We start from the raw sequence: 23,249 nt of genomic DNA on the forward strand, positions 1-23,249 counted from the left end.
AACACACTCGTTGCAGAAGAAAAAAACCAGAGCAAAGCTCTGGTTTAACAATTGGCTATTAGAATGTTCACCTCCTTAATTATTACTTACCGTTTTAATGTCTGTGCTTGAAGATTCATTATGCTGAAGCTTTATCACCACCCGTCGATCATAAAAGCTCACTTCGTTTTCATTATTCGCTACAACAGGTGCTTGTTCACCAAATGCAAACAAGTTGATTCTGTCGGGCTCAGTACCACGTTCTATCAGCGCTTTTTTTACTGCATTGACACGTGCAATCGATAATGCTTTATTACGCTCTTCACTACCTTGTAAATCTGTGTAACCAGACAAATCAACGTTAACTTTTGGCGATATTGCCAATAACTGAGCTAATGCATCTAACTGGCTTTTATAATGAGGCTTTAATTCACTTTCCCCCGTTGAAAATTGAATACTCATAAGTAAGTTTTCTGCCTGTAACTGCGAAGTGTTGTGATGTTCACGCTGCATTGCCATTAACTCTTGCTGATACTCTTGCTCAGCCTGCTGTAGCTTATTTTGATAGCTTTTAAGGGCTAGTTGGTATTTCTCTTGAGACTGACTCAATTTAGCGCTTAGCCCTTCTCTTTGTTCGTTTGCGTTATAATGTTTTGCAGCAAAAGCACCAATTGCACTCGAAACAATAGCGCCTAAAGGCCCGGCGACGACGGCGCCAATTACAGCACCAGATCCAAACCCAATATGCACATTATTTTTTTCTTGTTCATGAGTTAACAATTTAGTTTCATCGCTCTCCTGTTCGCTCGCATAAGTTGTCGGAGCAACCATTGCACTTAACGTTATCGCTGCTATTAGACTTCTTTTCGCATTATTTTTAATTTTCATTATCTCTTCCTATTTATGGTTAGTTAACTATTTCGTTGATGAAAGTTATTTAACCAAAAGAATCAGGCAATTATGCGTATCTAAAATGGCAATGTGGCGATCAAATGTGGCAACAATATGGCAATTGTCAATTTTTCGCGATTTTAGGAAAAAATTTTTATATAGTGCATTCATTAAATAGAAAAAGAGATTTATAGATTGAAGCATATAGCTATTGTTGAAGACGAAGCGGCTATTCGCGAAAATTACGCGGAAGTTTTACGCGCACAGGGATATCAAGTTCAAACATATGCCAATAGAGAAACTGCAACAAAAGCATTTAGTATCAAGCTGCCTCAACTGGTCATTTTAGATATAGGCCTCGAACAAGAATACGATGGCGGATTTACATTATGCCAATGGTTACGGAGCATTTCGCAAACTTTACCCATCATCTTTTTAACAGCGCGAGATAACGATGTCGACACAGTATCAGGGCTACGGATCGGAGCAGATGATTACTTAACTAAGGATATCAGTTTACCGCATTTAACGGCTCGCATTGCCGCTATTTTCAGGCGCTTGGAAGCTCAGCATAAACCTACCAAGGAAGATCACTTATTGTCCTTTGGCCAATTAATCATTGATACACAACGAATGACAGTAAAATGGCATACTTCACATGTTGACCTGACAATAACAGAGTTTTGGATGGTGCATGCGCTCGTCAAATCTCCTGGTCATGTAAAAAATCGCCAACAACTCATGCAAGATTCAAAAATATTTGTCGACGATAGTACTATCACCTCACATATCAAACGTATACGTAAAAAGTTTATGCAAATTGATCAACAATTTGATTGTATCGAAACAGTATATGGTATGGGATATCGTTGGAATGAACCTAAGAAAGCCGAGTGCTAATCATGTCATTGCGTTTTGGCTTAAGAAGTAAACTACTCTTATTATCGAGCTTTTTAGTAACAATTCCATGGTTTGGTTATCAATACGTGTGGGAAATGGAAAAATACCTACGTTTTGGACAAGAACAAACAATATTAGGTACAGCTCGAGCTCTTGCTACAGCGCTCCATGAACGGCCTAACCTCTTTAATAACCAAGCAAGCTTTTTACCTAGTGTCGAAAAAGGTAAAGACTTATATACGTATCCACTGTCACAACCCATTAATTTAGATGGTCAACATTTTGATTGGCCAAATTACCTCACTAAAGCGCATTTTTACGGAGCTGAAAACGTTTTATCACAAAATAAGCAAACTTCACCATTAACGCTAAATTACACTGCGGCTGTTGGCAAATATGACAAATACCTCTATTTCTACTTAAGTATTATTGATGATAAGGTTATTTTTAGAGATGAAAATGCCATTAGCATACAACTAAACGATAGAATCGAGCTCGCGTTTATTACACCAAACGGTGAATTTCAACGATACATCATTAGTAATAAATCGGCAGGATGGCTTGATGCATTCAGGCTGATTGAAGGCGAAAAATATCCGAAACGAGCACCGTTCATACAGGGAAAATGGTTAAATACCAATCAAGGCTACAATATTGAATTGCGTATTCCTCAAGATAATATTAGCGATAATCTGGCTTTCGCTGTACATGATGTTGATGAAAAGTTTGGGGAAACACGTTCTACTATAGCTAGTGCAGACACGACTAGTGCTCAAACGCTCGGCACAATTTTAGTACCCTCACCGGAGATTGAAAGAATCGTAAAAGGTATGCGATATACACAATCAAGTATATGGGTTGTCGATCAACATAATCGCGTTTTAGCCCGTGCAGGAGACATTACAAATGCTGAGGGCCTTTGGCACAAAACATCAGGTATTGCAGAGCAAAATGAGTGGCATGAAATTTTTGCAGACTGGTTGACCCCACTCTTTGAAAAGTTACTCACACAACCTCCTCGAGATTTTGTTGACCAACTTTATGATGCCCAAAACGTTACGGGTGAACACATAGAATCAGCACTGATTGGCACGCCCAAAAGCCAATGGCGCTTGTCAGCAGATAAAAAAGCTGTGATTTTAACCGCAGCATACCCTATCTACATCAATAACCAAGTAAAGGGCGCTGTTATTGTTGAAGAAACTAACAATGGCATAAGAACGGTGCGCAACCAAGCTTTAGAAAAGCTGTTCACTAGCATTCTCGCTATTATGATATTCGGTATTTTAGCATTTTTCTTTTTTGCCAGTCGGATCACAAATAGAATTAGATCGTTAAGAAACCAGGCAGAACAAGCGATAGATGAGCATGGACGTATTAAGCAGCTTGTACCTGCAGCGACCACTAATGATGAAATAGGTGATTTGTCTCGTAGTTTTTCAACTGCAGTTAGCCGTTTAAATCAGTATAACCAATACTTAGAGAATATGTCTTCACGATTGTCACACGAACTTAGAACACCAATTGCTGTTGTAAGAACGTCGTTAGAAAATCTATCACTACAACCATTACCTGAATCAACAACAAAAACGGTTGAGCGCGCTCAAGGGGGGTTAACACGCCTCAATTTAATTTTAACCAATATGAGTGAAGCAACTAACTTAACGCAAATGCTCAAGAATACTGAAACTGTACCTTTTGATATTATTAAAGTTTTAGATGGTTGCTTAATGGGCTATCAACAAATTTATACTGATCATCATATTAATTTTCACAATACAATAGACGCAGTAGTCATTAATGGTTCTCCTGAACATTTTGCACAGCTGCTTGATAAAGTATTTTCAAATGCCGTTGAATTTAGTTGTGATCAACAAATCACTGTCAGTACAGCGATAAAGCAACAAAAGTTTTGCCTTTATATCAGCAACAATGGCGAACACCTACCGCAAGTAATGGCAGAACGGTTATTTGATTCAATGGTCTCTATTCGTGATAACAGGCATGATTTAGAGCGGGACAAACGCCCTCACTTAGGTCTAGGTCTTTATATCGCTAGACTGATCTGTGAATTTCATCATGGTAGCATCATTGCGAGTGATCATCACAGCCCTGGTGGTGTTACGGTTACGATAGAACTTCCCATAGTAGATTAGTAACTAATAAACACAGCGCAATGATACGAAGCTAACATGACTTTATTGGGTTTACTCGATACCAATATATTTATGTACTTGAATTGATAAGCGCCAATTATTCTCAATACAGGTGTTTATTGCTAATTCAGTTGCACGCTGCTTTTGGCTGATTGGTTGCAAATAAATGGGTTTATCAACAATGTTATGTTGTGAAAGTAACGCCTTTAAATCCATGACATGCGCATCTGTTGCCACTGGGTGTTTAATTTCATTGGCGCGATCTAATGCACTTTTTAATACCGGGTATCCACCCTTCATATTAATTTTTGGTGAAACCGTTACCCAGCAACTTTCCGTGGTTTTAATTTCAAAGGTTCCAGAGGTTTCAATTTGTGTAGAATAACCTTTTGATTCTAAAAGCTTACAAAGTGGTGTTAAATCAACCATACATGGTTCACCACCAGTAATAACAACATGACGCGCATTAAAACCTTGTTGTGAGAATATCTCTAAAATATCTTGTTCAGACAGGTTCGCCCAAGCTTTTGACTCTTCCTGCTTATTTACCATTTCGTTTGGCGTAACTTGATCGACAACCTCAATATCCCAGGTATGTTTTGTATCGCACCAAGCACATCCAACAGGACACCCTTGGATTCTTAAAAAAATTGAAGGTTGCCCGGTAAAACTACCTTCACCTTGGATAGTTTCAAATAATTCATTGATTTTATATGTAACGCTCATGTTGCTTTGCAGATTGCCTATTTAATGGTTAAACGAATTCAAGTAAAATGCGCAGGATTTCTATTATACCCTAGTGAGAACAAATATGAGTAATAAAGTCGTAGTAATTTATTCAGGCGGGATGGATTCATTTACTGTATTAAATAAAGCCGTGCAAGACGGTAAAGAAGTTTACGCGCTGTCTTTTAACTATGGTCAACGTCATATTAAAGAGCTAGATTGCGCAGCAAATGTTTGTTCTTCTCTGGGCATTGCTCACAAAATTATCGACATCTCAGCAATCAACCAATTGCTAGCAGGTTCATCATTGACAGACGATATTGACATTCCTGAAGGTCACTATGAAGAGTCTTCGATGAAATCAACAGTAGTGCCTAATCGTAATATGATTTTACTCTCTTTAGCTGTTGGATATGCTGTATCTGTCGGCGCAAGCCAAGTATATTATGGTGCTCACTCTGGTGATCATGCTATTTACCCAGATTGCCGCCCCGAATTTGTACAAAAAATGAATGACGTCTGCCAAATTGCAAATTATGAAGCAGTAGAAATATACAGCCCTTATTTGACTGTCAGTAAAACGGCTATTCTTACCGATGGATTAGCCATGGGACTCGATTACAGCCAAACATGGACTTGTTATAACGGTAGAGAAAAAGCCTGTGGAAAATGTGGGGCTTGCCAAGAACGACTTGAAGCCTTCAGTGAAAATAAAGCCGTCGACCCTTTAGCCTATGAGATTAGCTAAGTATCCTATCTACTTAGCTACAGCGCCGACTAAACCGTCGGCGCTGTATAAATTAAGCCACGTTAAAAAGACTCGTATGTAATTGTTCTACGGCTAAATTAGCTTGTTGCTCATCAACTAAAAAGCATAGATTATGTTCACTCGCACCTTGACAAATCATACGCACGTTTACACCCGATAAAGCGTCAAAAATATCAGTACCTACACCATTTGTTTTATGGATATTGTTACCAACAACGGCAACTAACGATAAGCCATGTTCAACCGTTACTTCACACAACTGTTCTAACTCTTCAACAACGGTAGAGTTTAATAGCGCTTGCGTAGACCCCGTTGGATTATCAAAAGTCATTGCCACACTAATTTCACTTGTCGTGATTAAATCGACACTCAATTCATGTTTTGCTAGTACCGTAAAAACCTTGGCTAGAAAACCACTTGCATGCAGCATTGCTGGGCTTTTAACCGTAACCAGTGTTTGCTCTCGTCGTAATGCGATAGAACGATAAGTCGGCTTGGATGCCACTGACTGCTGAATACGAGTTCCTCCCTTTTCAGGCTCTTTACTGGAGCCAACAAACACTGGAATATTTTTACGCATAGCAGGTATTAACGTGGCTGGATGCAATATTTTTGCACCAAATGTCGCCATTTCTGCTGCTTCACCAAAGCTAATTTCTTTAATAGAACGTGCTTGATCGGTAATACGAGGATCGGTGGTAAAAATACCGACAACATCAGTCCAAATAGCGAGATTATCTGCATTCAATGCTTCCGCAAGAAGTGCAGCACTATAATCAGATCCACCTCGACCCAATGTAGTAGTATATTCAGCATCATTTTGGCCGATAAAGCCCTGTGTTACTAGAACGTTAGTACTCAATTGTGGCGCTAAGATTGTTGTTGCGTTTTGTTGTAACTTTTCAATGTTAACGACTGCCTGTCCATACAAGTCATTGGTTTTCATGACTTGTCGTACATCAAAATACTGGCCAGGTACACCAATAGAACGCAATACCATTGCAAAGATACGCGAACTCATTTGCTCACCAAATGACAATATGGCATCAGAAATACGAGCACTATGGTTTAAAGCGTTAGCGCTTGCATAAGCAGCTAACTCATCAAGTAACACTGAAATTTCTCGATCAATAATCGTTTGTTCAGTAAGGTATTGTGTGATGTTAAACTGAATGTTAGCAATACTTTCAATAATTTCTCGCTGCTCACTTTCAGGTACATTCGCTTGTGATAAACGTACTAAATAATTCGTAACACCAGCACTTGCTGACACTACAACGAGCTTATTGTCAGGATTATTTTTAATAATCTGAGCACAACGTAACATTGCTGCATAATCAGCGACACTTGTACCGCCAAACTTAGCTACCGTTAATGACGTCATATTGACACCTCAACGCATTGAAAAGTATTAGTATAAATTGTTAAAAGTAACATGTTAAAAGGTCTCCCCATTGGCCAAATTCTTGGCAATTAATACATTAGGAAGAGCATGACTGAGAAGAACAAGTGTGAAGATACAGCTTTTCTATCAGCCAGAAGCCCTCCACCCCATCTGTTTTGCAACAGAGGTGACAGCCCTAAGGATTCAACCTTAGTAACCGAACATTATTTTTCCACTAAAAATAAGTCCTCGGCGATAGTCCCCCTCATTAACTCTCATTGGAATGTGGTTCCTAGAGTTAACTACCTGGCTATCGCACCTCTTCTGGATCATCAAAATTGAGCAAATATTCTAATTTTGAGATAGCGCTATTAAACGTTATATGAAATTAAATTACAAGCCTCTTTTAATAAAAATACTCTTTACTGATCTGCCATACAAAATGTCTCGTTAACTTGATATGCTATAAGCGTTTTCTGTATCAATTTTATTGGGTTATATAGGCTTTTATCTATGGATTTGTTTTTTCTTAAAAAGTTAGTCGGTTTTTTACTTATGCCAATGAGTATCAGTATATTACTATTAGTTACTGCTGCGATATTATGGAGCTCATCACGTAAATGGAGTTATAGAGCTGCAATATCAGCATTACTACTTTTAGTCGTGTTATCGACCCCTTGGGTGAGCGATCGATTAATGGCTCCGATAGAAGAAAGCTACCCCGCCTTCGAAAAGCACCATACGCCTATTGATTATATTGTGATACTCGGCTGTGGTCACACAACCGATGCTAAGCTACCTCCTACATCGCAATTAAAACCATGTTCATTACAACGAATGGTAGAAGGTTTTCGCATTTCGAAGCTACACCCTGAAGCACAATTTATAACCTCTGGGGCAGCGTTAGGAGATCCAACACCAAATGCAGTTATGGTAAAACGTGCATTGATGAGTTTTGGTGTACCAAGTAAAAAAATATATGTTGAAAGTTTTCCAAAAGATACAAAAGAAGAATCAGAATTAATAGCACCGAGGGTTAAAGGCAAGCAAGTTGTGTTAGTCACAAACGCTGACCATATGCCGCGCAGTGTAACCTACTTTAAATTACAAGGCGTTGAAGTAATCCCGGCGCCAGCAAGTCCTTGGGTAAAAGGTCTCGAACAAGAAAAGAACTGGTCTTATTATGTGCCTAAAGTTGAAAGCCTAAAACAAACATCACATGCCTGGTATGAAACTATGGGCAGAATTGTTCAGTTTATTTCGAGTTAACAGTAAATTAGTCAAGGGCGCAAAATTAGCGCCCCTTTTTTATTAAGCGGGGTTATCAATATCAATAAACGTTGCATCAAGTGAAAGATCTGATACTACTTTTTTAGCAAGTGCTTTAGCTCCATACCTCTCTGTTGCATGATGACCGGCTGCAAAGTAATGGATATTCATTTCTTTGGCCACATGAGTTGTTTGTTCCGATATCTCGCCACTAATAAAAGCATCTATTCCCTGTTCAGCAGCTAATTCAATGTAGTTTTGACCACCACCAGTGCACCACGCAACGGTTTTGATTTTTTTATTATTTTCTGGAGCAATATGTAAACAGGTTCTAGCAAGTTTTTCGCTAATCAAATGAGCAAATTGTTCGCCTGATTGCGCTATTTTTAATTGCCCTTGTAAAGATACACTTAAAGGATTGCCATCTTCTAAAGGTCCTGTTGTGTCAATACCTAATATTGACGCAAGTTGTGCGTTGTTTCCGATCTCTGGATGAATATCAAGTGGCAAATGATAGGCAAACAAATTAATATCATTCATCAATAGCGCCTTAATTCTTTGGTGTTTCATGCCACGAATAACGTAGGATTCATTTTTCCAAAAATAGCCATGGTGAACAACAATTGCATCTGCGTTTTCATCGATAGCGCGTTCAATTAGTGCTTGTGTCGCAGTAACGCCGGTAATAACTTTATTAATGCTATCTTTTCCTTGCACTTGTAATCCATTAGGACAAAAATCTTTAATTTGCTCCGGTTTTAATAATGTATTCAAATAGTGTTCAAATTCAACGGTTTTCATAGATGTTCTCAACTCTGTGTATTATTTTTCAATTGGCTTTGTTTTTGAATGCATGGAAGAAACATTAATGGGTGCTAGCTTTGGTTTTAGCTTCCATCGAGGTTTTATTGGTGTTAACGGCAACACACGTTTTTTGGCGACAATAACATAGATAGAGCCAAGCCCCGGTAGAAATCGTTGTGTAAATTGACACCAATGTCTTGCGACAAAGTTATGGCTGATATTAGACGCTAACATTGAATGCAAACAACGCTCATCACTCAGAATTTCGTATCCCATTAAATGTAGCCAGTCTTTAACCCGCATTGGTGAAAAAAAACGTTCATTCCACGGTGGTTGCTGCCGTCGATATGGCACAAAACTATTTAAGCCTGCCAAACTAAACGCATTATAGCCAGTAATAACGAGGTATCCGTTAGGAATTAATACTCTGTTTGCCTCTCGGATCACGTGGTGTGGGTCTAGTGTAAATTCCAAAACATGACTTAGTAAACATACATCGACACTATGCTCTAAAATAGGTAAATCATCAGTTTCAGCATATATGTCTGCGTGTTGTTTATGATCTGATATTGTCACTTGATGTTGTATAGCCGATGCGGTTGTATCTATGTTATGGCTAAGGGCTCCTATTTTTAATAAATGATAGCCAAAAAATTTAGGCCACCAAGGTGCTAGTACTGTATCAATGGCTTCAACAATGAGTTTCCCGTTTGGTAACTTTTCCCATGATGAGGGAGAATGTGGCTGTCTGAACGAAAGTGCAGGTTTCATAGATTATAAATGCCAATAAAACGTGAATAATGGATATTTACTCTCACACTATTATAGTGTTCTTCATAGTAAATAATAGATACAATTACCAGGTTAGAATGTTATCACTTAAGGTTTGTTATGTCACAGTCTCAACACCCCCTTGCCATACAAGTTAATGCAATAAAAGCATTTACTGACAATTATATATGGGCACTTCATATCGCTGGGTTTTCTAAATTAGTGTTAGTCGATCCTGGCGATGCCTCGGTCTGTATTGATTATATTGAACGAAACAATCTTGAATTAGACGCCATTCTTATTACTCACCACCACCCTGATCATGTTGGTGGCATTGACGAATTAATCGAATATTCAGCGCAGAAACATTGGAATGTCGACGTATTTGGACCAAAACATGACAAAATCCCCAGCATTACTCACTTTGTAAATAATGATGATACCATTGAAATCAACACACTATCTTTACGATTAAAGGTAATCGCACTACCCGGACATACACTGGAACATGTCGCTTATTTCAATAATACCATGTTATTTTGCGGAGATACGTTATTTTCAGCTGGTTGCGGCCGCTTATTTGAGGGCACACCTAAACAAATGCTCAACTCATTGAAGTATTTAGCCTCATTGCCAGAAAATACGCGCGTGTATTGCACTCATGAATATACCCTTGCTAATGTTAATTTTGCGCTAACAATTGAACCAAGCAATACTGAATTAGTTAATTACTACAATAAAGTGGTGAAAATGAGAGAACAAGATATGATCACTTTACCTTCTACGATTAAACAAGAATTAGCAATAAACCCTTTTCTTCGATGTCAACAGGATGAAATACGTCACAGTGCAGATGAGTATGCGCAAATTAAACATCAAGATGAATTGTCTGTCTTTACAACAATTCGTACTTTAAAAGACAAATTCTAAACAATAGCGGCAACGTTATTGAATAACACATTGAAATAAGTGACACTTAGCTTAACGAATTAGAAAAAAGGCTTTCATGAAGTATTTAAGTTTATCTATATCTGCACTAGTGATGCTAACGGGTTGCCAATCAATCAGTGGTAACAACAGTACACTAGCACAAAAAAATCAGCTCCCTGCGCACATTGCTAATAAGCTTGCCTCACCTGAAGACGTTAGTCATGCGCTCTTGGCAGACGAAACAGCAGACGTTATTCATCCAGTTGCTGATGTCAATATTCCATTAAACGATAGTGCCATCATTAATGATGGTATTTGGCAACGCATACGGAACCAACTTGTCTTTGACATACCACAAAACAAACGCGTTATTGTACAACGTAATTGGTACGCTAAACATCAGTCATATTTAGATCGCGTAGCAAAAAGAGCCGAACCATTTATGCACTTTATCGTTCAAGAGATAGAGGCATCAGGTATTCCTATGGATATCGCACTGTTACCTATTGTAGAAAGTGCCTTTGATCCATTTGCATACTCCCACGGCAGAGCATCTGGCATGTGGCAATTTGTACCTGGTACTGGTACGCGCTTTGGTATGAAACAAAATTGGTGGTACGACGGTCGACGTGATGTTGTTGCATCAACTAAAGGTGCTATTAAATATTTAAAATATTTACATAAATTCTTTGATGGTAACTGGATGCATGCATTAGCGGCATACAATTCAGGTGAAGGTCGTGTTCAACGAGCGATTAGAACCAATAAAAGAAAAAACAAGCCAACTGACTTTTGGTCACTTGATTTACCCAGAGAAACTCGTGCTTACGTACCAAAGTTACTTGCACTTGCTGATCTCGTAAAACGCCCTAAAGCGTTTAATGTTTCCTTTTATGCTATTGCAGATGAACCTGTAATATCAGCCATTGATATTGGTTCTCAGATTGATTTAGCAAAAGCTGCTGAACTTGCAAAATTATCCTTAAAAGAGTTACAGCATTTAAATCCAGGGTTTAATCGATGGGCAACTGATCCAAATGGTCCACATTATTTAGTATTACCAAACAATAAAGTCGACGCATTCAAATCAGGTTTAAGTAAACTTTCGACCAAAGAACGACTTGCTTGGCAACGATATAAAATTAAACGTGGCGATAGCCTTGGCATAATTGCGAAACGCTTCAATACAGATATTAGTGTTATTAAACAAATTAATAATATACGCGGCACGCAAATTCGTGAAGGTAAGCATTTATTAATACCTGTTGCAGCTAAGTCACTTGATAAATATATCTTATCAAGTGACCAACGTTTAGCGAAAAAACAAAATAAACCGAGAGGCTCAGAGAAAATTACCCATATCGTTAAAGCCGGTGATACGTTTTGGGACTTGAGCCGTGCTTACGGTGTTAACTATCGTAAACTTGCGAAGTGGAATGGCATGGCACCGCGCGACTCGCTCAGGATAGGTCAAAAACTGGTTATTTGGCGTAAAGCGAAAGTTGCTTACGCTAACTCTCCATCATCAAACCCAATCGTAAGAAATATTACCTATAGAGTACGTAAAGGTGATTCATTTGCGCGAATTGCAAATAAGTTTAACGTCACCATTAGAGAAATTGAGCGTTGGAATAACCTTAGCCGCAAAAAATATTTACAACCAGGCCAAAAAATAAAACTGTCGGTAGATGTTACTAAAGCGATTTAATTAAAAGCACCTTAGGGTGCTTTTAATTTATGAGTTCTTCTATTTCTTGAAGCGAATTAACGATGGCTGTGGGAGAATATAGACTTAGTTTTTCTCGTTCATGCACGCCATGTGTTACCCCGATGCTATCTACACCGGCTCTTTTGGCCATTTCCATATCAAGAATAGAATCACCAATCATAACTGCGTTCTCAGGTGCAATATTAAACTCTTCAAGTAACTGCTCGATCATGTCTGGATGCGGCTTAGAAGTACATTCGCAACCACATCTCGAACTGTCGAAATAATCACAGAGCGCAGCTTCTTGCCAAACACGATGAAGTCCTTCTCGAGCTTTTCCTGTTGCTACAGCGAGAAACTTGCCTCGATTTTTTAACCCTGATAGCAGTTGGTGAGCATAGTCATATATTGGTGCAGGAGTAGGATCAAGGTCAACATAGTGCTTTTTATAACCCCGTTTAAGTTGTTCTACATCATGGCTATCGGCATTAGGAAATAACGTTGTTAATGCTTCATCTAAACTTAGACCAATTATTCCTTTTATCGCGTCTTCATTTGGCAACGCAAGGTTTTCACTCATTGCCAATTGTTGAACCGAAGAAATAATACGCGCGATAGAATCCATTAATGTTCCATCCCAATCAAAAATTACCAGTTGGTATTGTTTCATGATGGTTTCTCTGCGGTTAATTTCGTCAGTAGTATTTCTAAAGATTTCTCTAGCGGCGCTTCTATTTTTACCCGTTTTTCTGTTAATGGGTGGGTAAATTCAATACTCGCAGCATGTAAAAAAAGACGTTTTAACCCTAATGACTTCATTTGTGCGTCAAATTCAGGGTGTCCATATTTATTATCACCTGCAATAGGATGACCTTTTGTTTGACAATGTACCCTTATCTGATGTGTTCTCCCTGTAACAGGAAACGCACGCACTAAGGTCGCATCTTTAAAGTATTGCAAAACTTTAAAACGGGTTTCTGACTCTTTGCCGTTAATGTTATCGACAACAACAATCCGCTCACCTGATTTCAAATCGTTCTTTTTGAGGCCTTCTGTTACCCGTGTTAATTTTGATGACCATCGACCTTTTACCAATGCATGATAAAATTTTTGAACTTTTTTATGACGAAGTTGCTCATGTAAGTTTCTTAACGCAGAACGCTTTTTAGCGACAACTAAGCACCCTGAAGTATCTCTATCAAGACGATGCACAAGTTCAAGCATCCGTGCATCAGGTCTTAATGCCCGTAATGCCTCGATCACGCCAAAATTTACCCCGCTGCCACCATGAACAGCCATACCTGAGGGCTTATTGATCACTAGTAACCTATCATCTTCAAACAAAATTTGCTTTTCTAGGTTTGCAACTACATTTAACTGAGTAGAAACGGGGGCAGACTTCTCTGAAACACGAATTGGTGCAATACGAAGTACATCTTCATCATTTAACTTGTAATCGGGTTTAGTGCGTTTTTTGTTAACACGAATTTCGCCTTTTCTTAGAAGACGATATATCATGCTTTTAGGTACCCCTTTAAGGGTCTTTAATAAAAAGTTATCGATTCTTTGACCTGCATCTTCAACATCTACAGTAATAAATCGAACTTGTGGTTTTGTAATATCGTTCATAATGCGCAAGTTTATCATAAAATATAGAATAATCGCGTAAATAAACTGACGATTTAATTGCCTTTTTCTAATAAAAAGTGGGATAATAGAAAAGTTGCGCTATATTTGAACATGCAACAGGCAAAAAACTTGCTTTTAGCGAATCGTAAGAGGCATTGAATGGCTACTTTAATAATCGCAAAATGAATTATTAACTGAACGGCTAATTGTAGAGATTGACTTGAGAATCCTGTCAACACGTACATAAAAAAATGTCCAGAGCAAATTGCAGTAATTAAACAATTGTTATTATCGCTATATTCTCGAATATATATGACACCTAAAGAAATAAAGGTTAATTAGCGATTTAACTGAGCACAGCACACAAGCTGAGCACATAAAGACAGAATTTTTAGTAGTGCTTCAAATAAGCGTTACTGAGCAACAATCAGGAATACAATAACAGCTTACTACGTAGTTTTGGCGTAATAAGATTGACACCCGTGAGGCTGACAAGCTGCTGTTACATAAGCGAAAGATTGCTTTGTGTACTAAGCACATGGTGTGCTGTGACTAATATAAATGAGTCACAGAAACTATGAAAAGAATGTTAATCAACGCTACACAATCGGAAGAATTGCGTGTAGCACTAGTTGATGGCCAACAACTATATGATTTGGATATTGAAAGTCCAGGTCACGAACAAAAAAAGGCCAATATCTATAAAGCAAAAATCACTCGTATTGAACCTTCATTAGAAGCTGCATTTGTTGATTATGGTGCAGAGCGTCACGGCTTCCTGCCGATGAAAGAAATTGCCCGTGAATATTTTCCTAGCGGTTACACCTTCCAAGGTCGTCCAAATATAAAAGATGTACTCAAGGAAGGACAAGAAGTAATCGTTCAAATAGATAAAGAAGAACGCGGACAAAAAGGCGCAGCCTTAACAACGTTTATTTCTTTAGCTGGCAGTTACTTAGTTTTAATGCCCAATAACCCTCGTGCGGGTGGTATTTCGAGACGCATTGAAGGCGATGAACGGTCAGACCTAAAAGCATCACTGAGCAAACTTGACCTGCCTAAAGGCATGGGTCTTATTGTTCGTACAGCTGGTGTTGGTAAAGATTATGAAGAGTTAGAGTGGGATTTAAGTGTTTTACTTCATCACTGGAAAGCGATTGAAGAAGCAGCTGCATCTCGCCCAGCCCCCTTTCTAATCCACCAGGAATCAAATGTTATTTTACGTGCGATTCGTGATTATTTACGTAGAGATATTGGTGAAATTTTAATTGATCGCCCGAAAACATTCGAAAGCGTTCGCAATCATATTGAAGTAGTTCGTCCAGACTTTATTAGTAAAGTTAAACTCTATACAAACGATGTACCTTTATTCACGCATTATCAAATAGAAACGCAAATAGAGTCTGCATTCCAGCGTGAAGTTAGGTTGCCTTCTGGTGGCTCGATCGTAATCGACCCGACAGAAGCAATGACATCGATTGATATTAACTCTGCTCGCGCAACTAAAGGCGGAGATATTGAAGAAACAGCTTTTAATACCAACTTAGAAGCAGCCGATGAAATTGCGCGTCAATTACGCCTACGTGATTTAGGTGGTCTTGTTGTTATCGACTTTATTGATATGACCCCTGTACGTCACCAACGTGAAGTTGAAAATCGCATGCGCGACGCAGTTAAATCTGACCGAGCACGTATTCAATTAGGCAGAATTTCTCGTTTTGGCCTATTGGAGATGTCGAGACAACGTTTACGCCCCTCAATCGGCGAAACAAGCCAAGGTGTATGTCCACGATGTAATGGTACTGGTCATGTTCGCGGTGTCGAATCTTTAGCCTTATCTGTTTTACGTTTAATGGAAGAGGAAGCAATTAAAGATAATACTCAGCAAGTTCAAGCACAAGTGCCCGTACCTGTTGCAACGTATTTGCTCAATGAAAAACGCCGTTCTGTTATGCATGTTGAAAAACATCACAGTGTCCGCGTGTTAATTATTCCTAATCCACATTTAGACACACCACAATATGAAGTGTTGCGCGTCAGACAAGATGAGAGTATTGCTGAAGCAAGTTATCAAACTGCAGTCATAGAAGCCAAACCTGAGTTGGCCGTTATGCCTAAGTTTGATACAAAGAGCACGCAAAAAGATGAACCTTTATTACAAGGTATGAGTGCACCTAAACAAGCGCCAGTTAATCACAAGAAGACAAGCGAAAAACCAAAAGCACAAACAGGTTTATTTGCTGCAATAGGTAAATGGCTTTCATCATTATTTTCTAATGAAGAAGTTACTAAAGAAAGTAATAAGAAGCCGCAACGACAAAACGGCAAACGTGATTATGAACGTCGAGGTGGTCAACGTAACAGAAACCAACGAAATAAAAATCAGCGCGGCCATGAAAAACGTGCTGATAGACGTAATGAGAAACCGGTAGTAGATCAAAAAGATAAGCCGCTTAAGCAACATAAAAAACCCCAACAGGCTAAAAACCAAAAGCCTAAAGAAGAAAAAATTGCAGAGAAGAGGCAACGTCGTAATGTACGCAAAAAGGTACGTGTAGCTGATCAAACAAATAACGCGGAAAAGGCAGACACTAAAAAGTCACCTGCAAATGCGTCGAAAAAACCATCAAAAGCACAAGAAACGACACCGAAAGTTAAAGAAAATTTAACTAAAGATGCTACAAATGCTCAAGAAATTGCGACAACTGAAACATCTACTGAAGACGTAAATGCAAAAAAAGGCAAAGAAGAACGTACTAGAAATAGACGTTCTCCAAGGCATTTACGCTCTCACGGCCAACGTAGACGCCAAAACAGTAATAATGAGCAAGTTAATAACGAGCCAACACTTGATCCAGTAGAAGCCCGATATCCAGAAGCGGTTGCGCAAGACAATAAAAACGTTGAAATTCAACAGGACTTGCCTTTAGAGCCAGCAAATGAAGCTACACCAGTAGCTCAAGATAATAATGACGTTTCCTCAACCAATAGTGCAACCGAAGTACAACCGGTAGCACCTGTTGTTTCGGAAAACTCAGCGCAAGCAGAGACAACATCAAATGAAGTAACGGATGAAAGTGTTGAACAACCGCTACAAAAAGATGAAGCACAAGAAAGTGTTGAAACGTCGACAACGGTGGAACCTTCAATAAACAAAGTTACAGATAGTAACCAAGATACGGAAGTTTCTACTCCTACAAATGAGACGGTAAAAGAAGCGAAACAACCAGCTTCTGAATCTAGCGAAAAGCCAGCTGATAACCAAACTACTGTCGAGGTGGTTAGTGAAACAGTAGAAAATGTAACGGATAACCAGGAAGCTGATAAGGTTGAGCCTGTTATTCAAGAGATTGTAAAACAAGCGTCACCGTTAAATACAAACGCTAAAGAAAACAGCAGTGGTAAGCGTATAAAAGGACATGCTTTTGCAGAGATGTTTAAACCATTAACAAACCATAACGTTGGTCAAATTCCAACAGCGTTTATTAATAGTGAAGACCGTGTGAAAGTAGCCTCTTCAGGAAGGTCAGCTTTACGTGCTCATGCGACAAATCAAAGCCAGTCTGGTCCGGTAAAACCAGCGTAATACGTATTACGTCATATTAAAAGGCCAGCAATATGCTGGCCTTTTTTTTAGCGATAGCAAGCAGAAGCGCTTCTTGTTCACTATGGAATTTGATCTAAAGTAACAAATACACTTAATTCAATAGTCTCATCTATTTAAAATCAGTATAATAGCGACATTATTTAGTAACTGTTATTACTTCATGAAAACACCTTGGTATAAAGAGCCCTGGGCTTGGCTTGTATTTTTTCTTCCTTTTTCGGCCGTTGTCGCAGGTATAACAACGGTTATTATCGCCAATACGGATCCAGATCCATTAGTTGTTGGTGATTATTACAAAAAAGGTAAAGCAATAAATTTAGAAATTTCTAAAATAAAACTTGCGCAAAAACTCGGTATGAAATTCGAGTTAAAACTTGATAAGCAAGAGTTAGTAATAAAACCAACAGGTATAGACAAAGAGTTTCCATTGTTAAATGTTAATTTTTATCATTCGACCTTAAAAGATAAAGATTTTTACTTTGCACTTACACCAGATGCGTCCGGTAATTATCGACAATTTGTTGAGCAGGACGTGTCAGGAAAGTGGCGTGTAACGATTACACCGTTTGAACAGCATTGGAAAATACAAAACGTTATTACGTTACCACAATCTGATTTTATTGAGATAATACCTAAAGCTATCGAAGCTAATTAAGCTATGAACACATCTTGTTTCCATTGTGGAGAAGCCATCCCTAAAGGCTTCTCTGCATTTGTCACTATCGATAATACCCCTCAACCAATGTGCTGTATTGGCTGTGAAGCAGTTGCTCAAACCATTGTTGACAACCAATTAACAGATTACTATCGATTTAGAACTGAATCAGCACCAAAAGGTGAAGCGTTAATTCCTGAACAGTTACAAAAACGCACATTACTTGATGAAGAAAGCTTACAAAGTGAGTTTATCTATCAAGATGGTGAATTTAAAGAAGCCATTTTAACTGTAGAAGGTATCAGCTGTGCCGCTTGTGCTTGGTTAATTGAAATGCAGATTAATCAACTGTCTGGTGTTAGCAGTATCAGTGTCAATGCAACAACACAAAGAGCAAACATTCGTTGGAATGACAATGTCATAAAACTTAGCGATATTTTAATTGCCATAGAAAAAGTGGGATATCACGCGCTACCTTTTAAGGCAAATGACGTTGAAAAATCTAATAAAGCACAAAGTAAAGCATTTATTAAACGTTTAGGTATTTCTGGCATTTTAATGATGCAAGTCATGATGATAGCTGTGGGCCTATACTTTGGCGCATTCTCAGATATGGATGAACATATTGAGGTTTACCTCAGATATACGAGTCTATTTCTTACGTTTCCTATCGTGACTTATGGCGCATTTATTTTTTATACAGGGGCATTCAATGCTTTAAAGGCTAAACGCTTATCAATGGATGTACCAGTATCTATCGCAATCATCTTAGCTTTTATTGCCAGTACATGGGCAACGATCTATCAAACAGGTGAAGTGTATTTTGAATCTGTTTCTATGTTTACCTTTTTACTGCTTATCGGAAAATTTTTAGAATTTAGAGCAAGAAATAGAGCGGCAGAAGTATCAGCAAATTTACTAAAGTTAATGCCAATGACTGCAACTAAACTTTCTGAAGGTGCAGAAGAATACGTTGTTGCACGCACGCTTATCCCTTCAGATATCGTCATTGTAAAACCTGGTGAAGTGATCCCAGCAGACGGCGTCATTACTCAAGGGAAAAGCCCAATCAATGAAGCAATGCTCTCGGGGGAGCAAATGCCTGTCGACAAACAAGTAGGCGATAGCGTATTTGCAGGTACCATTAATGGCGATGGCAACTTACTCGTTGAAGTGAAACAAGCCGGCAATGCATCATTTTTAAGCCAACTAATTCGTGTAAGCGAAGCTTCGCAGGCGCATAAACCAAAAATTGCACAACTATCTGACAGCATTGCACAGTATTTTGTCGCAACAATATTACTAACAGCTATTGGCACTGCCATTTATTGGCAACAACACATGCCTTCAGAAGCTTTTTGGATTACCTTATCAGTATTAGTAGCAACCTGCCCTTGTGCATTATCACTAGCTACTCCCACTGCACTAACATGTGGAACCACCCGTTTAAACCGCTCAGGTATCATGGTGAAATCTTCACATGTTATGGAAACCGTACCAGAAATTAATGCCATAGCCTTTGATAAAACAGGTACACTTACAACAGGCGACTTCGAAATCGCTGAAGTAAAGTTACTCACTAATGATTATGACAAATCGACGATATTAGCTTACGCAGCGAGTATCGAGGCGCATTCAGAGCACCCTATAGCGAAAGCGTTCGCAAGTTATCGTGACTTTAAAATTATCAGTGATCAAGTAGAGATAGATGCTGGTAACGGTGTTACTGGGATTATAGATGGCAAGCAAGTTAAAATAGGTAAACCTAAGTGGCTGTTAAATAATACTGAACTACAACAGTTTTCTTCCTATGCATGTATCATCACGATAGATAACAAAACTATTGCCGCTATATCACTTATCGATAATATAAGAGATGACGCAAAAAACGTTATTGATTCATTAAGGCGTGACAATATCGCGTCGATAATGCTGTCGGGTGATAATCAAGAAGGCTGTAATAAAGTACAACAAGCATTGCAACTGCAACAAGTACATAGCCAATTAACAGCAACAGATAAAATGCACACATTAAAGGCACTGCAAGATAACTATACCATCGCTATGATTGGAGATGGTATTAATGACACACCAGTATTTGGTGCAGCACATGTATCTATTGCTATGGGCAGTGGTACTGAAGTTGCAAAAAGTGGCGCAGATGTAATTTTATTAAGTAATCGACTTAATTCAATCAATTTACTACGCAATATTGCGAAGAAAACAAAACTTATTATTTGGCAAAACTATGGCTGGGCTTTTGGTTATAATGCTATTGTACTTCCATTGGCGGTATGTGGTTACATAACTCCCTATATGGCAGTTATTGGTATGTCGTTAAGCTCGATATTAGTTATTACAAATTCACTACGCCTATTAAAAGTAAAATAGACAGAAACTTATGAGTGTAATTTACGTTTTAATCCCAATAGCAATTCTCTTAACTGCACTTGGCATTTATATATTCTTTTGGGCGGTAAAATCTGATCAATTCGATGACCTAGAAAAGCAAGGTTTAAGTATTTTGTTTGAAGAAGACAAAAATAAAAATGATCGTAAACCTCAACCTGAACACGATCAAAATGACCTTCGCGACAAATGACACTTGATTACTTTTCAGCTATTTTAATTGGCTTACTAGGCGCGGGACACTGTATTGGCATGTGTGGTGGTATTTCAACTATGTTAACCGCTGCCGTTGAGAAACAAAGTAAAACGTCATTTTATTATATCTCAGCATATAATTTAGGACGCATTATTACCTATTCCTTCCTTGGTCTCATTGCCGGTTGGACAGGTTCCTTGGGCGTACAAGCGCTTGGATTTCCAGTTATTATATTAAAAGTCATTGCGGGTATTTTTCTTATTCTTTTAGGCCTATACATTGGTCAATGGCTATTTTGGCTTAATCATGTGGAAAAACTCGGACGTGGCTTTTGGCAACAATTACAACCATTAAGCAAACGTCTATTACCTATTAATTCAATGCCTAAGGCGTTAGGACTAGGCATGTTGTGGGGTTGGTTACCTTGTGGGTTAATTTATTCTACACTGACCTGGTCTATTGCATCCGGCAGTGCAGTTAGCGGTATGGGCATCATGTTTTTCTTTGGTCTTGGTACATTACCCGCATTACTCACTGTTTCATTGGGGTTTCAAAGCCTGACGTTATTCTTTAAAAAACGCTGGGTCAGGCGTTTAATTGCGATAGGCTTAATCTTTTATGGACTCATTACACTAAAGTTTGCATATCACGTCATGTTTTAATACTATTCGAGCAATCAAATAGCTGTACCTAGGGACGTTATGTATAACAATCAGTGTTCAGGTCAACAACATATTCATTGTCAAAATTGTAGCATTAGTGAACTTTGTTTACCCTTTTCTCTTAATGAACAAGAGCTACAAACGTTGGATCAAATTATCGATCGAAAGCGCCCTATTCATAAAGGCGAGCAATTATTTCATGATGGCGATAAAATGAAATCATTGTATGCTGTACGATCTGGCACCTTTAAAACATTTACCGTAAACGAAAGTGGTGAAGAACAAATCACAGGTTTTCATCTTGCTGGTGACTTATTGGGGTTTGAAGCCATCGCACTTTCAGAACATTCAAGCTTTGCTACGGCATTAGAAACATCTATGGTTTGCGAAATTCCATATGATACGCTTGACGCGCTATCAAATACGATGCCTAAACTAAAAAAGCAAATCTTAAGAATGATGAGTGCAGAAATTAAAACAGATCAAGAAATGTTAACACTCTTAAACCGAAAAAATGCTGAGCAACGATTAGCCACATTTCTATCAAGTTTAAGTAATCGTTATAAAGATCGTGGCCTTTCTGCAACAGAATTTAGATTAACAATGACGAGAAGTGATATAGGAAATTATATTGGTTTAACGGTAGAAACAATAAGTCGTTTACTCAATAGATTCCATAAAAACGGTATCATAAACGTTGATGGAAAATTTATTACCATTGTAGATCTGGATAAATTAGTGGAAAGTGCAGGTTAAAGGATTGTTTGTACAATTTTTATTTCAAGCTTTGATTTAAAACAATTAATTTAAGTGCGGTTCTTCTTATAATCACTATAATTGATCAATAAAGACACTATTTTGGAGTCATAATATGGAAAAGTATCAAAATATATTAGCGGTGATAGATCCAACGACCGAAGAACAAAAAGCGTTAAAGCGAGCGATTGAGCTTGCACAAAAAACAAATGGAAGTATTACCGCATTTTTATCTATTTATGATTTCTCCTATGAAATGACCACGATGTTGTCTAGCGAAGAAAGAGAGGCAATGCGCCAGTCATTAATCGATGACCGAAAGCAGTGGTTAGAAAATATTATTGCCACTGAAAACCCTCAAGGTATATCAATACGTCATCAAGTTGTTTGGCACAATCGTCCTTTCGAACCAATAATTGAACAAGCAATTCATCACGACGTTGACATTATTATCAAAGGCACGCATGAACACGATAAGCTAAAATCAGTAATATTTACACCAACTGATTGGCATATTCTCAGAAAATGTCCGTGCCCGGTATTACTTGTTAAAGATCATAGCTGGCCTGAGAACGGTAATATTGTTGCTTCTATTAATGTGGGTAGTGAAGAAATTGAACATACCTCTCTTAACGATATAATTACACAAGAAGCGGTGCAACTAGGTTCGATTATTAATGGTAATGTTCATTTAGTAAATTCTTATCCGGGTACACCCGTTAATATCGCCATAGAGATACCAGAATTTAACGCTAATGAGTATAACGACTCTATGCGTCAACACCATGAAGAAGCCATGACTGCACATGCGAAAAAGTATCATATTGACGCTGGGAATACACATGTAAAAGAAGGTCTTCCTGAAGATGTTATTGACGAAATATCACAACAACTTGATGCTGAGCTCGTGGTACTAGGCACAATTGGACGAACAGGATTATCCGCTGCTTTGATCGGTAACACAGCTGAACATGTTATTGATCGATTAAATTGTGATGTTTTAGCGTTAAAACCAGAAGGCTATGTTTCACCATTGCAAAGTTAACAT

19 protein-coding genes, 1 pseudogene and 1 riboswitch are annotated in these 23,249 nt (G+C 38.4%); of the genes and pseudogenes, 13 read left to right on the forward strand and 7 right to left on the reverse strand.

What is annotated here, in order from left to right; all coding sequences use genetic code 11:
• Positions 1–75: 75 nt before the first annotated feature.
• Complete coding sequence (pdsO, locus tag QUE09_RS09480; protein ID WP_286232523.1) at positions 76–867, reverse strand: sortase-associated OmpA-like protein PdsO; 792 nt, start codon at positions 865–867, stop codon at positions 76–78.
• Between the two features lie 198 nt (positions 868–1,065).
• On the opposite strand from pdsO, the gene pdsR reads away from it, so the two are divergent.
• Both pdsR and pdsS read left to right on the forward strand, forming a co-directional pair.
• Entirely contained in the window at positions 1,066–1,770 is a 705-nt protein-coding gene (gene pdsR, locus QUE09_RS09485) for a proteobacterial dedicated sortase system response regulator (RefSeq protein ID WP_286232524.1), read from the forward strand.
• 2 nt (positions 1,771–1,772) lie between these two features.
• Positions 1,773–3,926, forward strand: a complete 2,154-nt coding sequence (gene pdsS / locus QUE09_RS09490) for a proteobacterial dedicated sortase system histidine kinase (protein ID WP_286232525.1) — start codon at positions 1,773–1,775, stop codon at positions 3,924–3,926.
• Positions 3,927–3,977: 51 nt separating this feature from the next.
• Here the strand turns inward: pdsS and queE are convergent, their stop codons facing one another.
• On the reverse strand, positions 3,978–4,652 hold the full coding sequence (gene queE, locus QUE09_RS09495) for a 7-carboxy-7-deazaguanine synthase QueE (protein WP_286232526.1): 675 nt from the start codon (positions 4,650–4,652) through the stop codon (positions 3,978–3,980).
• A gap of 67 nt (positions 4,653–4,719) precedes the next feature.
• On the opposite strand from queE, the pseudogene queC reads away from it, so the two are divergent.
• Positions 4,720–5,400, forward strand: a pseudogene (gene queC, locus QUE09_RS09500) (7-cyano-7-deazaguanine synthase QueC); the annotation flags it as partial.
• Between the two features lie 52 nt (positions 5,401–5,452).
• Here the strand turns inward: queC and lysC are convergent.
• Entirely contained in the window at positions 5,453–6,805 is a 1,353-nt protein-coding gene (gene lysC / locus QUE09_RS09505) for a lysine-sensitive aspartokinase 3 (RefSeq protein WP_286232527.1), read from the reverse strand.
• A gap of 147 nt (positions 6,806–6,952) precedes the next feature.
• Positions 6,953–7,137: riboswitch (Lysine riboswitch) on the reverse strand.
• 181 nt (positions 7,138–7,318) lie between these two features.
• Here lysC and QUE09_RS09510 point away from each other — a divergent pair.
• Positions 7,319–8,074, forward strand: a complete 756-nt coding sequence (locus tag QUE09_RS09510; protein ID WP_286232528.1) for an ElyC/SanA/YdcF family protein — start codon at positions 7,319–7,321, stop codon at positions 8,072–8,074.
• Positions 8,075–8,116: 42 nt separating this feature from the next.
• Here QUE09_RS09510 and QUE09_RS09515 read toward each other — a convergent pair whose 3' ends face one another.
• Together QUE09_RS09515 and QUE09_RS09520 are read right to left on the reverse strand one after the other, a co-directional pair.
• Complete coding sequence (locus tag QUE09_RS09515; RefSeq protein WP_286232529.1) at positions 8,117–8,875, reverse strand: Nif3-like dinuclear metal center hexameric protein; 759 nt, start codon at positions 8,873–8,875, stop codon at positions 8,117–8,119.
• A 21-nt stretch (positions 8,876–8,896) separates the two neighbouring features.
• Positions 8,897–9,649, reverse strand: coding sequence for a class I SAM-dependent methyltransferase (locus QUE09_RS09520; protein WP_286232530.1), 753 nt, complete (start codon positions 9,647–9,649; stop codon positions 8,897–8,899).
• Between the two features lie 120 nt (positions 9,650–9,769).
• Between QUE09_RS09520 and gloB the strand changes: the two genes are divergently transcribed.
• Positions 9,770–10,579, forward strand: coding sequence for a hydroxyacylglutathione hydrolase (gloB, locus tag QUE09_RS09525; protein WP_286232531.1), 810 nt, complete (start codon positions 9,770–9,772; stop codon positions 10,577–10,579).
• 76 nt (positions 10,580–10,655) lie between these two features.
• Entirely contained in the window at positions 10,656–12,287 is a 1,632-nt protein-coding gene (locus tag QUE09_RS09530) for a LysM peptidoglycan-binding domain-containing protein (RefSeq protein ID WP_286232532.1), read from the forward strand.
• A 22-nt stretch (positions 12,288–12,309) separates the two neighbouring features.
• On the opposite strand, the gene QUE09_RS09535 is transcribed toward QUE09_RS09530, so the two are convergent.
• Together QUE09_RS09535 and rluC are read right to left on the reverse strand one after the other, a co-directional pair.
• A complete protein-coding gene (locus tag QUE09_RS09535; protein ID WP_286232533.1) occupies positions 12,310–12,957 on the reverse strand; it encodes an HAD family hydrolase in 648 nt (215 codons plus the stop codon).
• Positions 12,954–13,916, reverse strand: coding sequence for a 23S rRNA pseudouridine(955/2504/2580) synthase RluC (gene rluC, locus QUE09_RS09540; RefSeq protein ID WP_286232535.1), 963 nt, complete (start codon positions 13,914–13,916; stop codon positions 12,954–12,956). Before rluC ends, QUE09_RS09535 begins: the two co-directional genes overlap by 4 nt.
• A 577-nt stretch (positions 13,917–14,493) precedes the next feature.
• On the opposite strand from rluC, the gene rne reads away from it, so the two are divergent.
• From rne to uspE, 7 genes are all read left to right on the forward strand, one after another.
• On the forward strand, positions 14,494–17,502 hold the full coding sequence (gene rne, locus QUE09_RS09545) for a ribonuclease E (RefSeq protein ID WP_286232536.1): 3,009 nt from the start codon (positions 14,494–14,496) through the stop codon (positions 17,500–17,502).
• A gap of 181 nt (positions 17,503–17,683) precedes the next feature.
• Entirely contained in the window at positions 17,684–18,178 is a 495-nt protein-coding gene (locus QUE09_RS09550) for a FixH family protein (RefSeq protein WP_286232537.1), read from the forward strand.
• Between the two features lie 3 nt (positions 18,179–18,181).
• Complete coding sequence (locus QUE09_RS09555; protein WP_286232538.1) at positions 18,182–20,569, forward strand: heavy metal translocating P-type ATPase; 2,388 nt, start codon at positions 18,182–18,184, stop codon at positions 20,567–20,569.
• Positions 20,570–20,579: 10 nt separating this feature from the next.
• Complete coding sequence (ccoS, locus tag QUE09_RS09560; RefSeq protein ID WP_286232539.1) at positions 20,580–20,780, forward strand: cbb3-type cytochrome oxidase assembly protein CcoS; 201 nt, start codon at positions 20,580–20,582, stop codon at positions 20,778–20,780.
• Positions 20,777–21,445 (forward strand): sulfite exporter TauE/SafE family protein, encoded by a 669-nt coding sequence (locus tag QUE09_RS09565; RefSeq protein ID WP_286232540.1) that lies wholly within the window; start codon positions 20,777–20,779, stop codon positions 21,443–21,445. The genes ccoS and QUE09_RS09565 overlap by 4 nt, the downstream gene beginning before the upstream one ends.
• Before the next feature lie 39 nt (positions 21,446–21,484).
• Positions 21,485–22,201 carry a fumarate/nitrate reduction transcriptional regulator Fnr gene (gene fnr, locus QUE09_RS09570; RefSeq protein ID WP_286232541.1) on the forward strand — a complete coding sequence of 239 codons (717 nt, stop codon included), beginning with the start codon at positions 21,485–21,487 and terminating at the stop codon, positions 22,199–22,201.
• Between the two features lie 115 nt (positions 22,202–22,316).
• A complete protein-coding gene (gene uspE / locus QUE09_RS09575) occupies positions 22,317–23,246 on the forward strand; it encodes a universal stress protein UspE (protein ID WP_286232542.1) in 930 nt (309 codons plus the stop codon).
• Positions 23,247–23,249 lie beyond the last annotated feature (3 nt).

Source organism: Thalassotalea sediminis, assembly GCF_030295915.1.
In the GTDB taxonomy this organism is placed as follows: domain Bacteria; phylum Pseudomonadota; class Gammaproteobacteria; order Enterobacterales; family Alteromonadaceae; genus Thalassotalea_C; species Thalassotalea_C sediminis.

Excerpts from the sequence above, each read along its gene's own strand:
- lysC (WP_286232527.1), bottom strand. The coding sequence starts at position 6,805 with ATGACGTCATTAACGGTAGCTAAGTTTGGCGGTACAAGTGTCGCTGAT.
- QUE09_RS09535 (WP_286232533.1), bottom strand. The coding sequence starts at position 12,957 with ATGAAACAATACCAACTGGTAATTTTTGATTGGGATGGAACATTAATG.
- QUE09_RS09520 (WP_286232530.1), bottom strand. The coding sequence starts at position 9,649 with ATGAAACCTGCACTTTCGTTCAGACAGCCACATTCTCCCTCATCATGG.
- rluC (WP_286232535.1), bottom strand. The coding sequence starts at position 13,916 with ATGAACGATATTACAAAACCACAAGTTCGATTTATTACTGTAGATGTT.
- QUE09_RS09530 (WP_286232532.1), top strand. The coding sequence starts at position 10,656 with ATGAAGTATTTAAGTTTATCTATATCTGCACTAGTGATGCTAACGGGT.
- QUE09_RS09515 (WP_286232529.1), bottom strand. The coding sequence starts at position 8,875 with ATGAAAACCGTTGAATTTGAACACTATTTGAATACATTATTAAAACCG.
- fnr (WP_286232541.1), top strand. The coding sequence starts at position 21,485 with ATGTATAACAATCAGTGTTCAGGTCAACAACATATTCATTGTCAAAAT.
- queE (WP_286232526.1), bottom strand. The coding sequence starts at position 4,652 with ATGAGCGTTACATATAAAATCAATGAATTATTTGAAACTATCCAAGGT.
- gloB (WP_286232531.1), top strand. The coding sequence starts at position 9,770 with ATGTCACAGTCTCAACACCCCCTTGCCATACAAGTTAATGCAATAAAA.
- uspE (WP_286232542.1), top strand. The coding sequence starts at position 22,317 with ATGGAAAAGTATCAAAATATATTAGCGGTGATAGATCCAACGACCGAA.
- pdsO (WP_286232523.1), bottom strand. The coding sequence starts at position 867 with ATGAAAATTAAAAATAATGCGAAAAGAAGTCTAATAGCAGCGATAACG.
- QUE09_RS09555 (WP_286232538.1), top strand. The coding sequence starts at position 18,182 with ATGAACACATCTTGTTTCCATTGTGGAGAAGCCATCCCTAAAGGCTTC.
- QUE09_RS09565 (WP_286232540.1), top strand. The coding sequence starts at position 20,777 with ATGACACTTGATTACTTTTCAGCTATTTTAATTGGCTTACTAGGCGCG.
- QUE09_RS09550 (WP_286232537.1), top strand. The coding sequence starts at position 17,684 with ATGAAAACACCTTGGTATAAAGAGCCCTGGGCTTGGCTTGTATTTTTT.
- rne (WP_286232536.1), top strand. The coding sequence starts at position 14,494 with ATGAAAAGAATGTTAATCAACGCTACACAATCGGAAGAATTGCGTGTA.
- QUE09_RS09510 (WP_286232528.1), top strand. The coding sequence starts at position 7,319 with ATGGATTTGTTTTTTCTTAAAAAGTTAGTCGGTTTTTTACTTATGCCA.
- pdsS (WP_286232525.1), top strand. The coding sequence starts at position 1,773 with ATGTCATTGCGTTTTGGCTTAAGAAGTAAACTACTCTTATTATCGAGC.
- ccoS (WP_286232539.1), top strand. The coding sequence starts at position 20,580 with ATGAGTGTAATTTACGTTTTAATCCCAATAGCAATTCTCTTAACTGCA.